A 12,816-nucleotide genomic window follows, 5' to 3' on the forward strand; every position below is an offset into this window, starting at 1 on the left:
CTTTGTCGCGCACTTTCTGCGCTTATAACGCTTTAAGCTTATATAGTAGAGCTTAATAGCAGAGCTTAACGATAGCGCTAAGGTGGCTGTGTAAATACTGATTTTCAGTGCACTTCCAGCTTTAATATTTCGAATATAGAGTAGAGCAGCTGACCTGTTCGGCTGCTTACGTTAGAATTTATAGCCGCAACCCGGCTTAATTTTTTATAAAGGTGAAGATATGGCTCTTATCAGTATGCGTCAGCTGCTGGATCATGCCGCAGAGAATAACTACGGTATCCCAGCGTTTAACGTGAACAACCTGGAACAGATGCGCGCCATCATGGAAGCGGCTGACAAGACCAACTCGCCGGTAATTGTTCAGGCGTCTGCCGGTGCCCGTAAATATGCGGGTTCTAACTTCCTGCGGCATATGATTCTGGCGGCGATTGCTGAGTTTCCGCATATTCCTGTCTGTATGCACCAAGATCACGGCACCTCGCCGGCGATCTGTCAGCGTTCCATCGCGATGGGCTTCTCGTCCGTCATGATGGATGGCTCTCTGAAAGAGGATGGCAAAACTCCCTCTGATTATGAGTACAACGTTGATGTTACCCGTCGTACGGTAGAGATGGCGCATGCCTGCGGCGTTTCTGTTGAGGGTGAGCTGGGTTGTCTGGGGTCTCTGGAAACCGGACAAGCCGGTGAAGAAGATGGTGTGGGCGCAGAGGGCACGCTGTCCCACGACCAGATGCTGACTGATCCGGAAGAAGCAGCTGACTTTGTGGCTAAAACCGGTGTTGATGCGCTGGCGATCGCTTGTGGTACCTCTCATGGTGCTTACAAATTTACCCGTCCACCCACCGGCGATATTCTGGCGATTGACCGCATTAAAGCGATCCATGACCGCATTCCGAACACTCACCTGGTGATGCACGGTTCTTCCTCTGTTCCACAGGAGTGGCTGGCGATCATCAACGAGTTCGGTGGTGAGATTCCTGAGACCTACGGTGTGCCGGTTGAGCAGATCTGTGAGGGTATTAAGCACGGTGTGCGTAAGGTCAACATCGACACTGACCTGCGTCTGGCATCTACCGGTGCGGTACGTCGCTTCATGGCACAGAATCCGTCAGAGTTTGATCCGCGTAAATTCCTTAAAGTGACCATGGATGCGATGAGCGAGATCTGTGTCGCCCGTTACGAAGCCTTCGGTACTGCAGGTCATGCAGATAAGATCGTACCGATCTCTCTGGAAGGCATGGCAGATAGATACGGACTATAAACCGCTGATAGCGTTTTATAGTCGAGTCGCTAGCGGCCAGACGTCGCTTCGCGACTTGCCAGAAAAATATAAAACCGCCAATTGGCGGTTTTTTTATTTAGCGGCTAGCAAGCGCGCAGTGCGTCTAACAACTAGCTGTAGATACGTTGTTCAAACCTCTTCCTCCTCAATGACCTCACTCTCCTCCTGTGCCAGCTTCAGCCACTCCTGACAGGCGGGCAGTGCCAGTACCCGGTCGCAGTAGGCTTGTAGTTGCTCAGGCAGGCTGACGCCGTACCCGGTCAGACGGAAGACCACCGGGGCATAGAAGGCATCGGCGATGGAGAACTTTCCATAGAGGAATTGTTCTGAGGCACTCAGGTTGAGTGCGCCGCTCCACAGCTGCAGGATGCGGTTGATATCCTGTTGTACTTCGGCAGAGATAACAACGTTTTCCACCGTACGGCGGCAGTTCATCGGCATCGCATGGCGCAGCGCCATAAAGCCGGTGTGCATCTCGGCACAACTGCTGCGGGCGTGGGCGCGCAATGCAGGATCGGCGGGCCAGCCTTTACCATCAAGGTGCTGCTCGCTGATATATTCGCAGATCGACAGCGAGTCCCAGATGGTCAGGCCGTTATCCAGCAGCACCGGGACCTTTCCTGCCGGGTTATAGCTTTTTATCTGTTCCGCTGAGCCGGGGGTAAACAGGGCGATACGTACCGTTTCAAAGTCCAGCTCGAACTGACGCAGCAGCAGCCAGGCCCGTAGAGACCAGCTGGAATAGTTGTGATTACCGATAACCAGTTGCATAGGAAAATCCTTTTACTGTGTTGTTTAATAAGTTTGTTAAGTCAATTGATTTAGACCTGAGTCTGGCGCTTAATTGGTTGTTCGACAAACGAATAAATCTGATAACAGGTATGAATACTGCTGATGCTTGATCATGAATTGCTCCGTACTTTTATTGCGGCCGTGGATACCGGAAGCTTCACCCGGGCGGCGGCACAGGTATTTCGTACCCAGTCGGCGGTGAGTATGCAGATGAAACGGCTGGAGGAGCAGCTCAATAAACGGCTGTTCCTGAAAGAGGGGCGAGAGCTGCAACTGACCGATGAAGGACTGAAGCTGGTGAGCTATGCCCGTCGGATAATGAAGCTGCATGATGAAGCGCTGGGGGTGCTGGGTGCCGATGGTGAATCCCGGCCGTTGTTGCTGGGCTGTCCGGATGACTATGTCACCGGGGTGTTGCCGCAACTGCTGTCGGAGATTCAGGATCAGTTGCCGGGAATGCAGGTGCAGGTGCGAACCGGGACATCGGCACAACTGCGGGAGCTGATCGATAAGGGCGAACTGGATCTGACTATTCTCACCCGCCGCCCGGATCGGGAAGAGGGCTATCTGTTACTGCAGGACAAAGGCGTCTGGGTTGCCCCGACAGCCGATTTTGTTGCGCCAGACCGGACCATCCGGCTGGCGCTGGTTGAGCCTGATTGTAAGTTTCACAGTACCGCGGTGGATGGTCTGATCAAACAGGGGCGTTCTTTTGAGGTGAGTTGTATCAGTGGTAACTGTGCGCTGCTGATTGAGCTGGTGCGGCGGGGCGAGGCGGTTACCACACTGTCATCCTGTTGCGTACCTGCGGATCTGTACCGGGTTCCGGCCAGCTTTGGTCTGCCTGATCTGCCTACGGTTGAGATCGTGCTGCAGTCCGCTGCCCGGCATCACCCGGATATAGGTTCAGACCGGATTGCACGGCTGGCACAATGCACCGCAGAACAACTACAAGCTGCCGGGTAATGGCTATCGAAAGATAAAAAATCTGGCCCCCGGAAGGGCCAGCGAAAGTGATGAAGCAACAGCAGGCGTTGCTTCATGGGCTGAACGGTATAACGGGTGCGTTTGCCCGTTAGTCAAAAATCTCCGGGGTGATGGGTTCCAGCTCAATAATCCGCTGGCGATAGAGCGGGGGAACCTCAGCTTTACTATTTTTACGGTAGTTAACGCAAACGATAGTGCCTTCCCCCTCTGCGGCCACTGCGTTATGTTCCGGACTCCAGATCAGATGTTCCATGGTAAAGCGGTCATGCTCCAGCCGGGTGACCCGACAGGCCGAGATGACGCTACCGGGAAATGTCAGGGGAATCCGGTAACGGATGCGACTGTCACGCAGAATCGGGCCGACATTGGTTTCCTGCATCACGGCGGTAAAGTCACAGCTGCGAAAATAGTCGATCCGGGCACTTTCAAACCAGCGCAGATAAACCAGATTATTGACATGTTGGAAGGCATCCATATCGCCCCAGGCGATCGGGATCTCCATGGTTGTTGGAAAACGTTCCAGAATCTCACTGCTCATCTTAGGGTATACCTGTCTGTCCATCCGGCGAAATGCCGGTGTTATGCTTAATTATGTTGTGCTGATACTAGTGCTACAGGTCTATTTAGGTTTAATCTGGTAAATAAGTAAAATCTTTAATTATTATTCGATCTATAAATTAGAGTTATAGGTGCTGGTGAGACGTTAGTCGGTCTCAGCGGCGATCAGCCTGGTCAGGCAGGGGCGGTGGAGTGATTACCAGAGGAGCAACCGGTTAATGGAGATTAGGCAGATTCGTTATTTTCTCGCGGTTCAGGAAACCGGCAGCTTTACCAAAGCGGCAGAGAAGATGTTTGTGACCCAGCCAGCCCTGTCCGCCGCGATCAAGACGCTGGAGGAGGAACTGGGGGCTGAACTGCTACACCGCAGGCATAAACAGGTTACTCTGACCCCCGCCGGGTCACGCTTCAGAGATCGGGCCTTCTCGATTCTGGCAGAGTGCAGTGCCGCCAAGAGTGAGCTGATGAATGCGCCCCGGCCACGGCAGTTAAGAATCGGTATGCTGGATACCCTGAACACCCCGCCGATCAATAACCTGCTGCATGAGTTTCATACCACCTACCCGGAAATGGAACTGCATCTGCAGACCGGGAGTAAAGTAGAACTGGCAAATAAGCTGGGGCAGGGCAGGGTCGATATGTTGCTGACCTCGATGGGCGGCGATGACTTTTCCCGAACCCAGTTGCCGCTTTATCAGGAGCGCTTTCAACTGATGGTGTCCCGGCAGCATGATCTGGCTAATCGTGCCAGCGTCCGTCTCTCTGACCTGCATGGTTTGCCGATGGTGCTGCGCAAAAACTGTGAAGTGCTGCACGAAGGCAAACGGGTTTTTCTCGCCGAACAGGCTCAACCGCGGATTACCTGCCGCACCGACAATGACTCATGGGCGCTGACTATGGTGCGCAACAACCTGGCCGCAGCGATTCTGGCGGAAACCGTGACCGAGCCGGGAACCGTGAGTATACCGATCTCTGATTTTGGGCTGACACGCACGGTGGCCTGTGTCTGGCGGGAACATTCGGATCAGGAGATGGTGCAGCTGTTTACGGTGTTTGCTGCCCGGGACAGTTGGCGCGGTGCGCTTAAAGCCGGTTAGCTACCCGGTGGTATGGATTGAATCATATCCAGGCGGATGCGCAGCTGTGTGCCGTTCTCATCGGCGGCCAGCAGAAACTCTTCACCGTTACAGGTGTTGATGGTCAGATAGCGCAGCTTTTGCCGCAGGATATGGCCGTCACTGTTCTGCCAGATCACCAGATCAACAAGATTACGCATGCAGGCCAGTTCATAACTATCATGCAGGGCGCATAGTATGGGGGTATAGTCACTCATTCACTGAGCATAACACATTGATCCGCTATTGATCACATTTGCTGTTTAGCTCATCAATCAGTGCCTGCACTGTTTCATAACAGAGCCCGCAGGCGGTGTTGATAGCGGTCGCTTGTCGCACCGCTTCGATAGTGGTGAGTTGCTGCTGCTTCAGGATATCAATAAATGCTTGTCGGCGGATATTTCGACAGGCGCAGACCCAGGTGTCGGTGGTGTCAAAAGTGGGCCGGAGTGTAGGAGTACCCATTATGATTATCCTTTTCGTTTCTGTCATAGCTACAATATTGATAGCTGGACGTAAACAGTTAAGCCGCAGACGCAACCGGTGTTGCTATAACGCGTCGGCGTTAAGCTATGTGTTACCAGCGCCTTTAGCGGCGCTTCTGGAAAACTGAGGATAGCAGATGGATATGGATGTGACAGTTATTCTGTTTATCGCTTTGGATAGCGACGATGTAAAACAACTGAAAAGTGTGCTCGATAATGTTCTGGACAGTGTTCCGACCGCCCTGCTGGTTGCGGGGGGAATGGATCAGGCAATCTCTCTGATTGAGTCTCAGACGGTTCATATTGTGGTGCTGGATCAGCGTACGGATGAACAGCTGGCCCATAGTCGGTTACAGCAGCTAATGGAGCTGAACCCTCAGCTGGAAGGCTTTCTGTTGACCGTTGATTGCCAGTATGAGCCAGCGGGGCAGGTGGCTGCAGATGGTCTGGTACATCACTATATTCAGTTTCCATCAGATGCGCAGATCCTCGGTTATCGGATGCGCCAGGCGTTGCGGGTTGCCCGGCTAAAGCAGGAGCTGCAGGATCTTCGCCGGGATCTGCACCGGGATTTTGATACGCAGCGGCAGCAGTTTATTTTGCGGCAAAAGAAACTGGTTGAGCGGGTACAAGCGGATGGAGAAAAAATTAGTCAGTCGCGCAAGCAGCTAGATGAAGCGAATCAGCAGCTGGCCGATGGTTACCGTCAGATGGTGCGGATGTTTTCCAACCTGACATTACGGCGGATGGGGCAGAAAGTGAGTGGCCTGAACCAGCGGCTGAACCAGATGGTGAGTCTGTTGGCAGAAAAGTGTGACCTGGATGAAGCCGATCGTAAACACCTGGTAATGGCCTGGATGCTGCGAAATGTGGGTAAACTGAGTTTTAGTGACCACCTGCTTGCAACGCCTTACCTGAACTTGCATCCAGAGGAGCAGCGTCAGTTTCAGCGACATCCTGATAATGCCTACACCGCCATGACCATCGTCAGGCCCCTCGACCGGGCGGCGACGCTGGTGCGGCAGCATAAAGAGTATCTTGATGGCAGTGGTTACCCTCTGGGGCTTAAAGGTGCGCAGATTGAGCCTGCCGCGCAGATACTAACCGTATTGAATGACTATACCGAACTAACCTCCGGGCGCTACGATCATCGCCAGCTGAGCGCTACAGAAACGCTGGCGTTTATGCGGGATCGAGCACCTGAGCGGTATAACCAGGATGTCGTGAATGCGCTGGAAACGGTGATGAATGATCTTAAACCGATCACCGACCTCTATAACGATAAGCGGGTTTCGAGTATGGATCTGAAACCGGGCATGACGCTGACCCGGGATCTGATCAGCCACGACGGCGTTTTATTATTGGGGCATGGCGAGGTGCTTGATCAGCGCACCATTGATCGGATCAGAGATCTGGAATACAACTTTTCCGAATACTTTCATCTGTTTATCGAGTAGTTATAAACCGCTGATTATGTGCGGGCCAGTTCACCCGAGAGCCGTAACGGTGGGGATGGTTCGGTAACCACCTTCCTGGTTGGCCATTCCAGAAGCTGCAGTTTGCCACTCTCGGTTTCAACCAGAGCGGTACAGTGCTCGACCCAGTCACCATCATTGCAGTAGAGTGCGCCTTTCAGGTGGGTAAACCCCGCCTGATGAATGTGGCCGCCGATATAGCCGTTCAGTGACTGCCTGCTGGCTTCGGTACAGGCGGCTTGCTGAAAGTGTTCGATATAGCGTTGCGCAGTACTGAAACGCTGCTTGATCATACCCGCCAGCGAACGATAGGGCATATTCAGCCACTGGCGCAGTTTGTTGTAACTCCGGTTCAGCCAGAGCAGCAGCTGATGGCCGCGGTCGCCCAGTAACAGCATCAGTGGATGGATGCGCACATGGCCATCGAACTCATCCCCGTGGGACACCAGAAAGCGGCGACCATCGCGGGTTTTGTGGATCGCCTTACGCCGAATCTGCAGTTTGCCCAGCTTCAGTCCACAGACCTTGCGCATCGGTGCATCATGATTGCCGGGGATATAGATAATTTCACAGCCATCTTTTGCCATCTGCCAGAACTGGCCGATCAGCAACTGCTGATCCTGCGGCAGCACCGCCTTTTTGCGCATCGCCGCCAGATCGATAATATCCCCCACCAGATAGAGCTTTTTCGGCGCGAGTTGGGTCAGGGCTTCGCTCAGGAGTTTTGCCTGACAATCCGGGGTTCCCAGATGCACGTCTGAGATAAACATGGTGCGGATATTCTGCATATCACCGTCCATCAATCAGTTTGTGGGCAGTATGGCGGTTGAAAATGACAGTGACCTTTAAAAAAGATGAACAGATCGTTACAGAAGGCTGTGGATAAATCAGCTCAAAGCGCTATGTCGGAACACAGCTGAAGATTAGAATAGCGCCATGACAACATCATCCACATACTGGCACTCGCGATTGCAGCAGCTTGATCAACAGCTTGTTGCCACGGCACACCTGTGGCGGCCGCAGCCGTTCAAGCTGCACCGGCCTGAGTGGTGTAATCACTATCCTGAGCTGACAGAAGCGCTGCTGGCACTGGATGAGCGGCAGCTGGCCAGTTTTAATCATGATCCGGCTGTGCTGCTGGACTGGATCGGCCGTTACCTGGCACAGGTCTCATCTCTGAACCTCTTATGTCGCTTACCCGAGCGCCCCCCCGCTGAATACCTGTCGCCGGATAACCGCTTTTTTGATGGCATGCCAGGACGCAAACGGACGCAGATCGAAGCCTTTGCCCGGGGCATCGGACGGGTGCAGTCGCCACTGTTAGAGTGGTGCGGTGGCAAGGGGCATCTGGGCCGTCTTCTGGGACACAGCTGGCAGCAACCGGTGACCACCTTAGAGTGGAACAGCGATCTGTGCCATATGGGCGCACAGCAGGCGCGGCGCTTTGGTATTTATCAGTCATTTACAGTGGTAGACCTGTTACAACCGGGGCTGCAACTTGATGCGAGCGGACAACATGCCATCGCCCTGCATGCCTGTGGCGAACTGCACCGCACCTTACATCGGGTTGCGATTGAGCAGAATCTGGATGCGTTGGATATCGTTCCCTGTTGTTATGCGTTTGGCGTTGAACATGGATACCGACCCAGGACGAAAGGGCTATCACTGCAGCTGAGCCGGGACGACCTGCGTCTGGCGGTGACTGAGACGGTTACCGCCGGGCAGCGAGAGGTGATCAGCCGTGATCGGGAGATGGCCTGGAAGCTGGGCTTTGTAGAACTGCGTAAACAGGTGTCGGGCGACGACCAGTATCGCAGCATGAAACCGGTGCCAAAAGCGTGGCTACAACGTAGTTATAGTGAGTTTTGTCACACACTGGCTGAGCGCGAGCAGCTGCAACTACCAGTGCAAACCCAGTGGGCTGAAGCAGAGGCGCTGGGCTGGCAACGCTATGGTGAAGTGATGCGCTTATCACTGCTGCGTAACTGTTTTCGCCGGGCGATTGAGCTCTGGCTGGTGTTGGATCTGGCCTGCGACCTTGAGTCCCATGGCTATCATGTTGAGCTGGGCACTTTCTGTGATCGCTCTGTCACCCCGCGCAATATTATGCTTTCAGCCCGAAAAAAGGAGGCCAGAAGTGAAATCAGAAACACTGACTGATGCGCAGCTGATTGCCCGTATCAAAGCCTGCGATCTCTGTCTGCCCCATCTGCCAGATGGCGTCCGTCCGGTGTTCCAGTTTGACCCCTGCGCAAGAATTTTAGTCGCAGCACAGGCCCCCGGCCGACGGGTGCATGAAACCGGCATCCCCTTTAACGACCCCAGCGGTGAGCGTTTACGGGAGTGGATGGGGATCGGTGCTGAAATCTTCTACGACCCGAAACAGCTGGCGATCCTGCCGATGGGGTTCTGTTTTCCCGGCACGGGGAAGTCAGGAGACCTGCCGCCACGCAAAGAGTGCGCCCCCCAGTGGCGCCAGCAACTGCTGGATCGCCTGCCAAACTTGCAACTGATACTGGTGATTGGCCAGTATGCCCAGGCTTGGCATCTGCAAGAGAAGGGATCAGTCACAGAGATCGTTTCCCGCTGGCGGGATTATTGTAGTCAGGGCCAGTCCCCGGCAGTGTTCCCCATGCCCCATCCCAGTCCACGTAATAACATCTGGCTGAAACGCAACCCATGGTTTGAGGCGGAACTGGTGCCAGAGCTGCAGAAGCGGGTGAGGGAAATAGTTGCTAGTGGTTAGACCGCAACGAAGAGCGCGTTGCTTGCTAGAACGTCGCTACGCGACTCGCTAGACGGGCTGCGCCCTTGCTAGATAGAAAATCATCAAGCAAACAGGTCCATTGGTTTTATCTTTGCTATTGAGGGCGGCTCGCTAGCATGCCCTCTGGGTATCTCGCGGCGATTAGTGCTATGACCAGCGTTGGTAGAAGGCGGTAGCGCCCGTGGTACACAAATAAAAAGAGAGCCCACGGCTCTCTTCTCTTTACGCTTTTTTCTTTCCGCTTTTTCTAGCTACGAGCAAGTCGCGAAGCGACGTCTAGCAAGCAACGCGTTCTTCGTTGCGTTCTAGCTACGGCTCTTAAACCGCTGTCAGCTTCGTCCCTTTCTGCGGTAGCGGCAGGGCTGGTAGTCCGCCGCCGATAACCCCCAGATGCTTATCCATTAGCTGGCGCATTTTGTCGGTTTCGCCAAGGTTTTTCAGCAGCCTTGCCAGTTCGCTCAGGGTTTCGGCTCTGGGGCTTTGTTCCAGGCTTTGCTCGAAGTAGGTGACCGCTTTACCCCAGTGCTGATTGCGCTGGGATAGTCGTCCCAGTGTCAGTAGCAGGTCAGGATTCAGCGGATCATCCTTGAGCCAGCCGCGGGCGGTATCCAGCTGTTTCTTCGGGTTTTCCCCTTCGATGCGGCCATAAAGGTTGACCAGCTCGTTGTCCCAGTTGCGCTTGATCAGATCACGGATTACCGGTTCCGCTTTGGCTTCTGCACCGATGCTCACCAGCAGACGGGTGTAGTGGCGGGCCAGATGATCATCCTGAGTCAGCTGACCGGGCATGTTGTGCCAGGTTTCTGCCAGGGCTTTGCGCTTCTCATCGGGGGAGGCACTGTCTGGCAGGATAATACTCAGCTCCAGCAGCTTCTGATAGCACAGCTGCTCGGTTTGTAACAGTTTCTCAGGTTTCAGTGCTTTGTTTTTGCGCAGTTCAGGAATCAACTGCTGTAGTGCCTGCCAGTCATGCAGTTGAATATAGACTTTGCGTAGCAGCTTCATCACGTAGGTGTTTTTCGGTGCTTTCTTGCGCAGGCTGAGCAGGGTGGCCAGACTGGGCTCCAGTTGTCCCCGGGCTAACTGGGTTTGCGCCTGATTGATGCCAACGGTGATCTCCGCTTCCGGTGTGGAGGCTCGGGCTTTTTGCAAGAGTTCGTCACAGGCTTTTTCATCGCCCTGTTCCTGAGCTGCATGGGCAGCCGCCAGATAGTTGATCAGTGGCAGGTCGGCGTTATCAGCAGAGATGGATAACAGACGCTGGGCTTTCCACCAGTTGCCTTCAGAGAGGGCGATCAGGCCTTTGAGGGTTTTGTCATGAGCGATGCGGCTTTTACGGCTGCCGCTCCAGAGGCGCAGATGTGTGCCTGATCTGAGGGAGCGCTTGAACAGGTTAATGCCCCAGTGCAGGGCGAAAAACAGCGCAACAATCAGTACCAGAAAGACCCACAGGCTCATCTCAACGGTGGTCTGGCCGTAGGCGAACAGGGTGTAGCCGGAATCCTGGATCATCTTCTGACCGATCCAGGTACCGGCAAACATAAATGCCAGCAGCAGGATAAATATGCGTTTCATCAGGCAGCCCCCTCTTTCAGCTTGCGCATCTCTTTGAGGTAGCTCTTCAGGGCTTTCAGAGATCCGGAGATATCGGGCATCTCAGGGGCCACTTCAACCTGTTCCAGATCTTTCAGGGCTTTCAGCAGAGCCTGGGTATTACTGTGGTTCTGTTCAAAGTAAGTCCCCACCCACTGTTGTGCCTTAGTCAGGCTGTTGAGGTAGCTTTTCGGCTTGCGTTGCAGCAGCGACAGTTGTGCCTGCTCCAGCATCAGGTGCAGGTTTTGTTGCAGATAGTAACTCTGCTGCGGGGACAGCAGCGGTTCGACCGGCTCGCTGCGATCCTGAATAACGATCAGTTTACTGGCTTTATCGGACAGTGTTGCCCAGGCTTGCTTGATATCGGCGCTCCAGCTGGCGGCAAACTCCTCGCTGTTCACCTGATCCAGCAGCTCGGGCAGTTTGTGTTGCTCGGTCAGTGGAATCACCTGCAGCTGATCTACCTGTGCGCTGAGCGCGCCCAGCCGCAGGAACACGCCTTCGGTATCCAGTTGAGGCACCGCTTCCAGTGCCGCGATGTCGGCGGCAACCGCTTTACGGATCTCATAGATGGTGACATCGTCGGTTTCGCTGAGAATCTTATCGGCAGAGCGCAGCAGTTGCAGTGCACCGTTCGGTGTTTGCTCCATCAGTACCCGCTGGTTGGCCAGTCGCAGCAGATACTCTACTTCCGCCAGCAGCCAGTCAGCCCGGTCATTTTTCTGTGCCGCAGTGACTTGCTGAATACTGCGGGTCAGACGATCCTGCAGTTCGTTGATGTTGGACTGATCCTGGGTAGACTTATTCTGCAGGGCTGACAGTTTCTGGTTGAGAGCAGCCATTTGCTGATTAAGCTGTTGCTGGTTTTTTTCCAGAGTGCCATTGAGTTCGGCAGCCGAATTTTGCTGACTTTGCTGTATCAGGCTTCCTGTCTGGAGTTGCAGCCAGTAAAGGTAACCGACACCAGTCAGGGCGATCAGCGCCAGCAGTAGCGCGATCCGGCCTGCCCAACTGGCTTTCGGTTTCGGCTGATCTTTTACCGGCGTAGTGGTCGCTTTGGCTTTGGGTGGTTCTGATTGTGTTTTATCTGCGGCTTTTTCTACCGGCGTTGCAGAGGGCTTCTGATCTGCAGGCGTTTCTGCATCACTCTTTTTGGTCTCTTGCTCATCGGCGGGGCCGCTCTCCTTTTCGATCAGCTCTCCCTCAATCACTTCTTCTGGCTTGTCGGAAGTGGCTGGATTGTTATTCCCGCTTTTTTTCATGTTCTGTCATCCATATCGATAGTCGATAAAACTGTTTCTGCCATGGCCTGATTATCTGGCCCACTGGCGGTAATTACCCGAGTATAGCCTAACTCGCTGGCAATTCGGGCAACTCGCTCACTGGGTACCACCAATGTTGTATGTTGTAGTGCTCTGAGATGATGATCTGTGATCAGCTGAGTCAGGTTGCTGACCGCCTCTCCGCTGGTGACCAGCACCGCAGCAAGAGGTGTGTCACCGATAGTACTGCTGATCTGTCCGGAGGTATAGTGGGGCAGGCTGCGGCGGTAGAGATCGGCATAGTTAACCCGGGCGCCGCGTTGACTCAGTTGCTCGGCGAGTGTTTCTCCCCCCCCTGCGCCACGCATAATCAGTACCTTTTTGTCATCCATCTGCTGCAACCGGGGTAGTGAGAGCAGTGCTTCCGAATCATAACCAGCAGGCGATCTGGTGGCGCTGATACCAAACTCCAGGAGTTTGCTGGCGGTTTGCTCACCAAT

At 54.2% G+C, this 12,816-nt stretch carries 14 protein-coding genes; 6 read left to right on the forward strand and 8 right to left on the reverse strand.

Annotated elements, in window-relative coordinates; all coding sequences use genetic code 11:
- Nucleotides 1-220: 220 nt before the first annotated feature.
- Nucleotides 221-1,261: a class II fructose-bisphosphate aldolase gene (fba, locus tag ACQY8X_RS19245; protein ID WP_428036751.1), complete on the forward strand. Its 1,041-nt coding sequence runs from the start codon at nucleotides 221-223 to the stop codon at nucleotides 1,259-1,261.
- A 150-nt stretch (nucleotides 1,262-1,411) separates the two neighbouring features.
- Here the strand turns inward: fba and ACQY8X_RS19250 are convergent, their stop codons facing one another.
- A complete protein-coding gene (locus tag ACQY8X_RS19250; protein ID WP_428036752.1) occupies nucleotides 1,412-2,053 on the reverse strand; it encodes a glutathione S-transferase family protein in 642 nt (213 codons plus the stop codon).
- 123 nt (nucleotides 2,054-2,176) lie between these two features.
- Between ACQY8X_RS19250 and ACQY8X_RS19255 the strand changes: the two genes are divergently transcribed.
- A complete protein-coding gene (locus ACQY8X_RS19255; protein WP_428036753.1) occupies nucleotides 2,177-3,040 on the forward strand; it encodes a LysR family transcriptional regulator in 864 nt (287 codons plus the stop codon).
- A 109-nt stretch (nucleotides 3,041-3,149) separates the two neighbouring features.
- On the opposite strand, the gene ACQY8X_RS19260 is transcribed toward ACQY8X_RS19255, so the two are convergent.
- Nucleotides 3,150-3,599 carry an acyl-CoA thioesterase gene (locus tag ACQY8X_RS19260; protein WP_428036754.1) on the reverse strand — a complete coding sequence of 150 codons (450 nt, stop codon included), beginning with the start codon at nucleotides 3,597-3,599 and terminating at the stop codon, nucleotides 3,150-3,152.
- Nucleotides 3,600-3,837: 238 nt separating this feature from the next.
- Here ACQY8X_RS19260 and ACQY8X_RS19265 point away from each other — a divergent pair, with 238 nt between their 5' ends.
- The gene (locus tag ACQY8X_RS19265; protein WP_428036755.1) at nucleotides 3,838-4,716 is read left to right on the forward strand and encodes a LysR family transcriptional regulator; all 879 of its coding nucleotides are present in this window, start codon (nucleotides 3,838-3,840) and stop codon (nucleotides 4,714-4,716) included.
- Here the strand turns inward: ACQY8X_RS19265 and ACQY8X_RS19270 are convergent.
- Both ACQY8X_RS19270 and ACQY8X_RS19275 read right to left on the reverse strand, forming a co-directional pair.
- On the reverse strand, nucleotides 4,713-4,952 hold the full coding sequence (locus ACQY8X_RS19270) for a Rho-binding antiterminator (protein WP_428036756.1): 240 nt from the start codon (nucleotides 4,950-4,952) through the stop codon (nucleotides 4,713-4,715). The two genes, ACQY8X_RS19265 and ACQY8X_RS19270, sit on opposite strands and share 4 nt — an antisense overlap.
- A 25-nt stretch (nucleotides 4,953-4,977) precedes the next feature.
- Nucleotides 4,978-5,199, reverse strand: coding sequence for a (2Fe-2S)-binding protein (locus tag ACQY8X_RS19275; RefSeq protein ID WP_428036757.1), 222 nt, complete (start codon nucleotides 5,197-5,199; stop codon nucleotides 4,978-4,980).
- Between the two features lie 157 nt (nucleotides 5,200-5,356).
- Between ACQY8X_RS19275 and ACQY8X_RS19280 the strand changes: the two genes are divergently transcribed.
- A complete protein-coding gene (locus ACQY8X_RS19280; RefSeq protein WP_428036758.1) occupies nucleotides 5,357-6,676 on the forward strand; it encodes an HD-GYP domain-containing protein in 1,320 nt (439 codons plus the stop codon).
- 14 nt (nucleotides 6,677-6,690) lie between these two features.
- Here the strand turns inward: ACQY8X_RS19280 and ACQY8X_RS19285 are convergent, their stop codons facing one another.
- Entirely contained in the window at nucleotides 6,691-7,482 is a 792-nt protein-coding gene (locus ACQY8X_RS19285) for a UDP-2,3-diacylglucosamine diphosphatase (protein WP_428036759.1), read from the reverse strand.
- A 148-nt stretch (nucleotides 7,483-7,630) separates the two neighbouring features.
- Between ACQY8X_RS19285 and ACQY8X_RS19290 the strand changes: the two genes are divergently transcribed.
- Complete coding sequence (locus tag ACQY8X_RS19290) at nucleotides 7,631-8,854, forward strand: methyltransferase (protein ID WP_428036760.1); 1,224 nt, start codon at nucleotides 7,631-7,633, stop codon at nucleotides 8,852-8,854.
- Nucleotides 8,832-9,440, forward strand: a complete 609-nt coding sequence (locus tag ACQY8X_RS19295; protein ID WP_428036761.1) for a uracil-DNA glycosylase family protein — start codon at nucleotides 8,832-8,834, stop codon at nucleotides 9,438-9,440. The genes ACQY8X_RS19290 and ACQY8X_RS19295 overlap by 23 nt, the downstream gene beginning before the upstream one ends.
- 339 nt (nucleotides 9,441-9,779) lie before the next feature.
- On the opposite strand, the gene ACQY8X_RS19300 is transcribed toward ACQY8X_RS19295, so the two are convergent.
- The 3 genes from ACQY8X_RS19300 to ACQY8X_RS19310 all read right to left on the reverse strand — a co-directional run.
- Nucleotides 9,780-11,036, reverse strand: a complete 1,257-nt coding sequence (locus tag ACQY8X_RS19300; RefSeq protein ID WP_428036762.1) for a heme biosynthesis HemY N-terminal domain-containing protein — start codon at nucleotides 11,034-11,036, stop codon at nucleotides 9,780-9,782.
- A complete protein-coding gene (locus tag ACQY8X_RS19305; RefSeq protein ID WP_428036763.1) occupies nucleotides 11,036-12,316 on the reverse strand; it encodes a uroporphyrinogen-III C-methyltransferase in 1,281 nt (426 codons plus the stop codon). Before ACQY8X_RS19305 ends, ACQY8X_RS19300 begins: the two co-directional genes overlap by 1 nt.
- Nucleotides 12,313-12,816: uroporphyrinogen-III synthase (locus ACQY8X_RS19310; protein ID WP_428036764.1), on the reverse strand; the 504-nt coding region annotated here is incomplete at its 5' end. The genes ACQY8X_RS19305 and ACQY8X_RS19310, both read right to left, overlap by 4 nt.

The sequence above is a fragment of the Amphritea sp. genome, assembly GCF_050300915.1.
Taxonomy (GTDB): Bacteria; Pseudomonadota; Gammaproteobacteria; order Pseudomonadales; family Balneatricaceae; genus Amphritea.

What these genes read in the sequence shown, in the direction of transcription:
- ACQY8X_RS19305 (WP_428036763.1), bottom strand. Translation starts at nt 12,316, where the DNA reads ATGAAAAAAAGCGGGAATAACAATCCAGCCACTTCCGACAAGCCAGAA.
- ACQY8X_RS19285 (WP_428036759.1), bottom strand. Translation starts at nt 7,482, where the DNA reads ATGCAGAATATCCGCACCATGTTTATCTCAGACGTGCATCTGGGAACC.
- ACQY8X_RS19300 (WP_428036762.1), bottom strand. Translation starts at nt 11,036, where the DNA reads ATGAAACGCATATTTATCCTGCTGCTGGCATTTATGTTTGCCGGTACC.
- fba (WP_428036751.1), top strand. Translation starts at nt 221, where the DNA reads ATGGCTCTTATCAGTATGCGTCAGCTGCTGGATCATGCCGCAGAGAAT.
- ACQY8X_RS19280 (WP_428036758.1), top strand. Translation starts at nt 5,357, where the DNA reads ATGGATATGGATGTGACAGTTATTCTGTTTATCGCTTTGGATAGCGAC.
- ACQY8X_RS19275 (WP_428036757.1), bottom strand. Translation starts at nt 5,199, where the DNA reads ATGGGTACTCCTACACTCCGGCCCACTTTTGACACCACCGACACCTGG.
- ACQY8X_RS19270 (WP_428036756.1), bottom strand. Translation starts at nt 4,952, where the DNA reads ATGAGTGACTATACCCCCATACTATGCGCCCTGCATGATAGTTATGAA.
- ACQY8X_RS19260 (WP_428036754.1), bottom strand. Translation starts at nt 3,599, where the DNA reads ATGAGCAGTGAGATTCTGGAACGTTTTCCAACAACCATGGAGATCCCG.
- ACQY8X_RS19250 (WP_428036752.1), bottom strand. Translation starts at nt 2,053, where the DNA reads ATGCAACTGGTTATCGGTAATCACAACTATTCCAGCTGGTCTCTACGG.
- ACQY8X_RS19290 (WP_428036760.1), top strand. Translation starts at nt 7,631, where the DNA reads ATGACAACATCATCCACATACTGGCACTCGCGATTGCAGCAGCTTGAT.
- ACQY8X_RS19255 (WP_428036753.1), top strand. Translation starts at nt 2,177, where the DNA reads ATGCTTGATCATGAATTGCTCCGTACTTTTATTGCGGCCGTGGATACC.
- ACQY8X_RS19265 (WP_428036755.1), top strand. Translation starts at nt 3,838, where the DNA reads ATGGAGATTAGGCAGATTCGTTATTTTCTCGCGGTTCAGGAAACCGGC.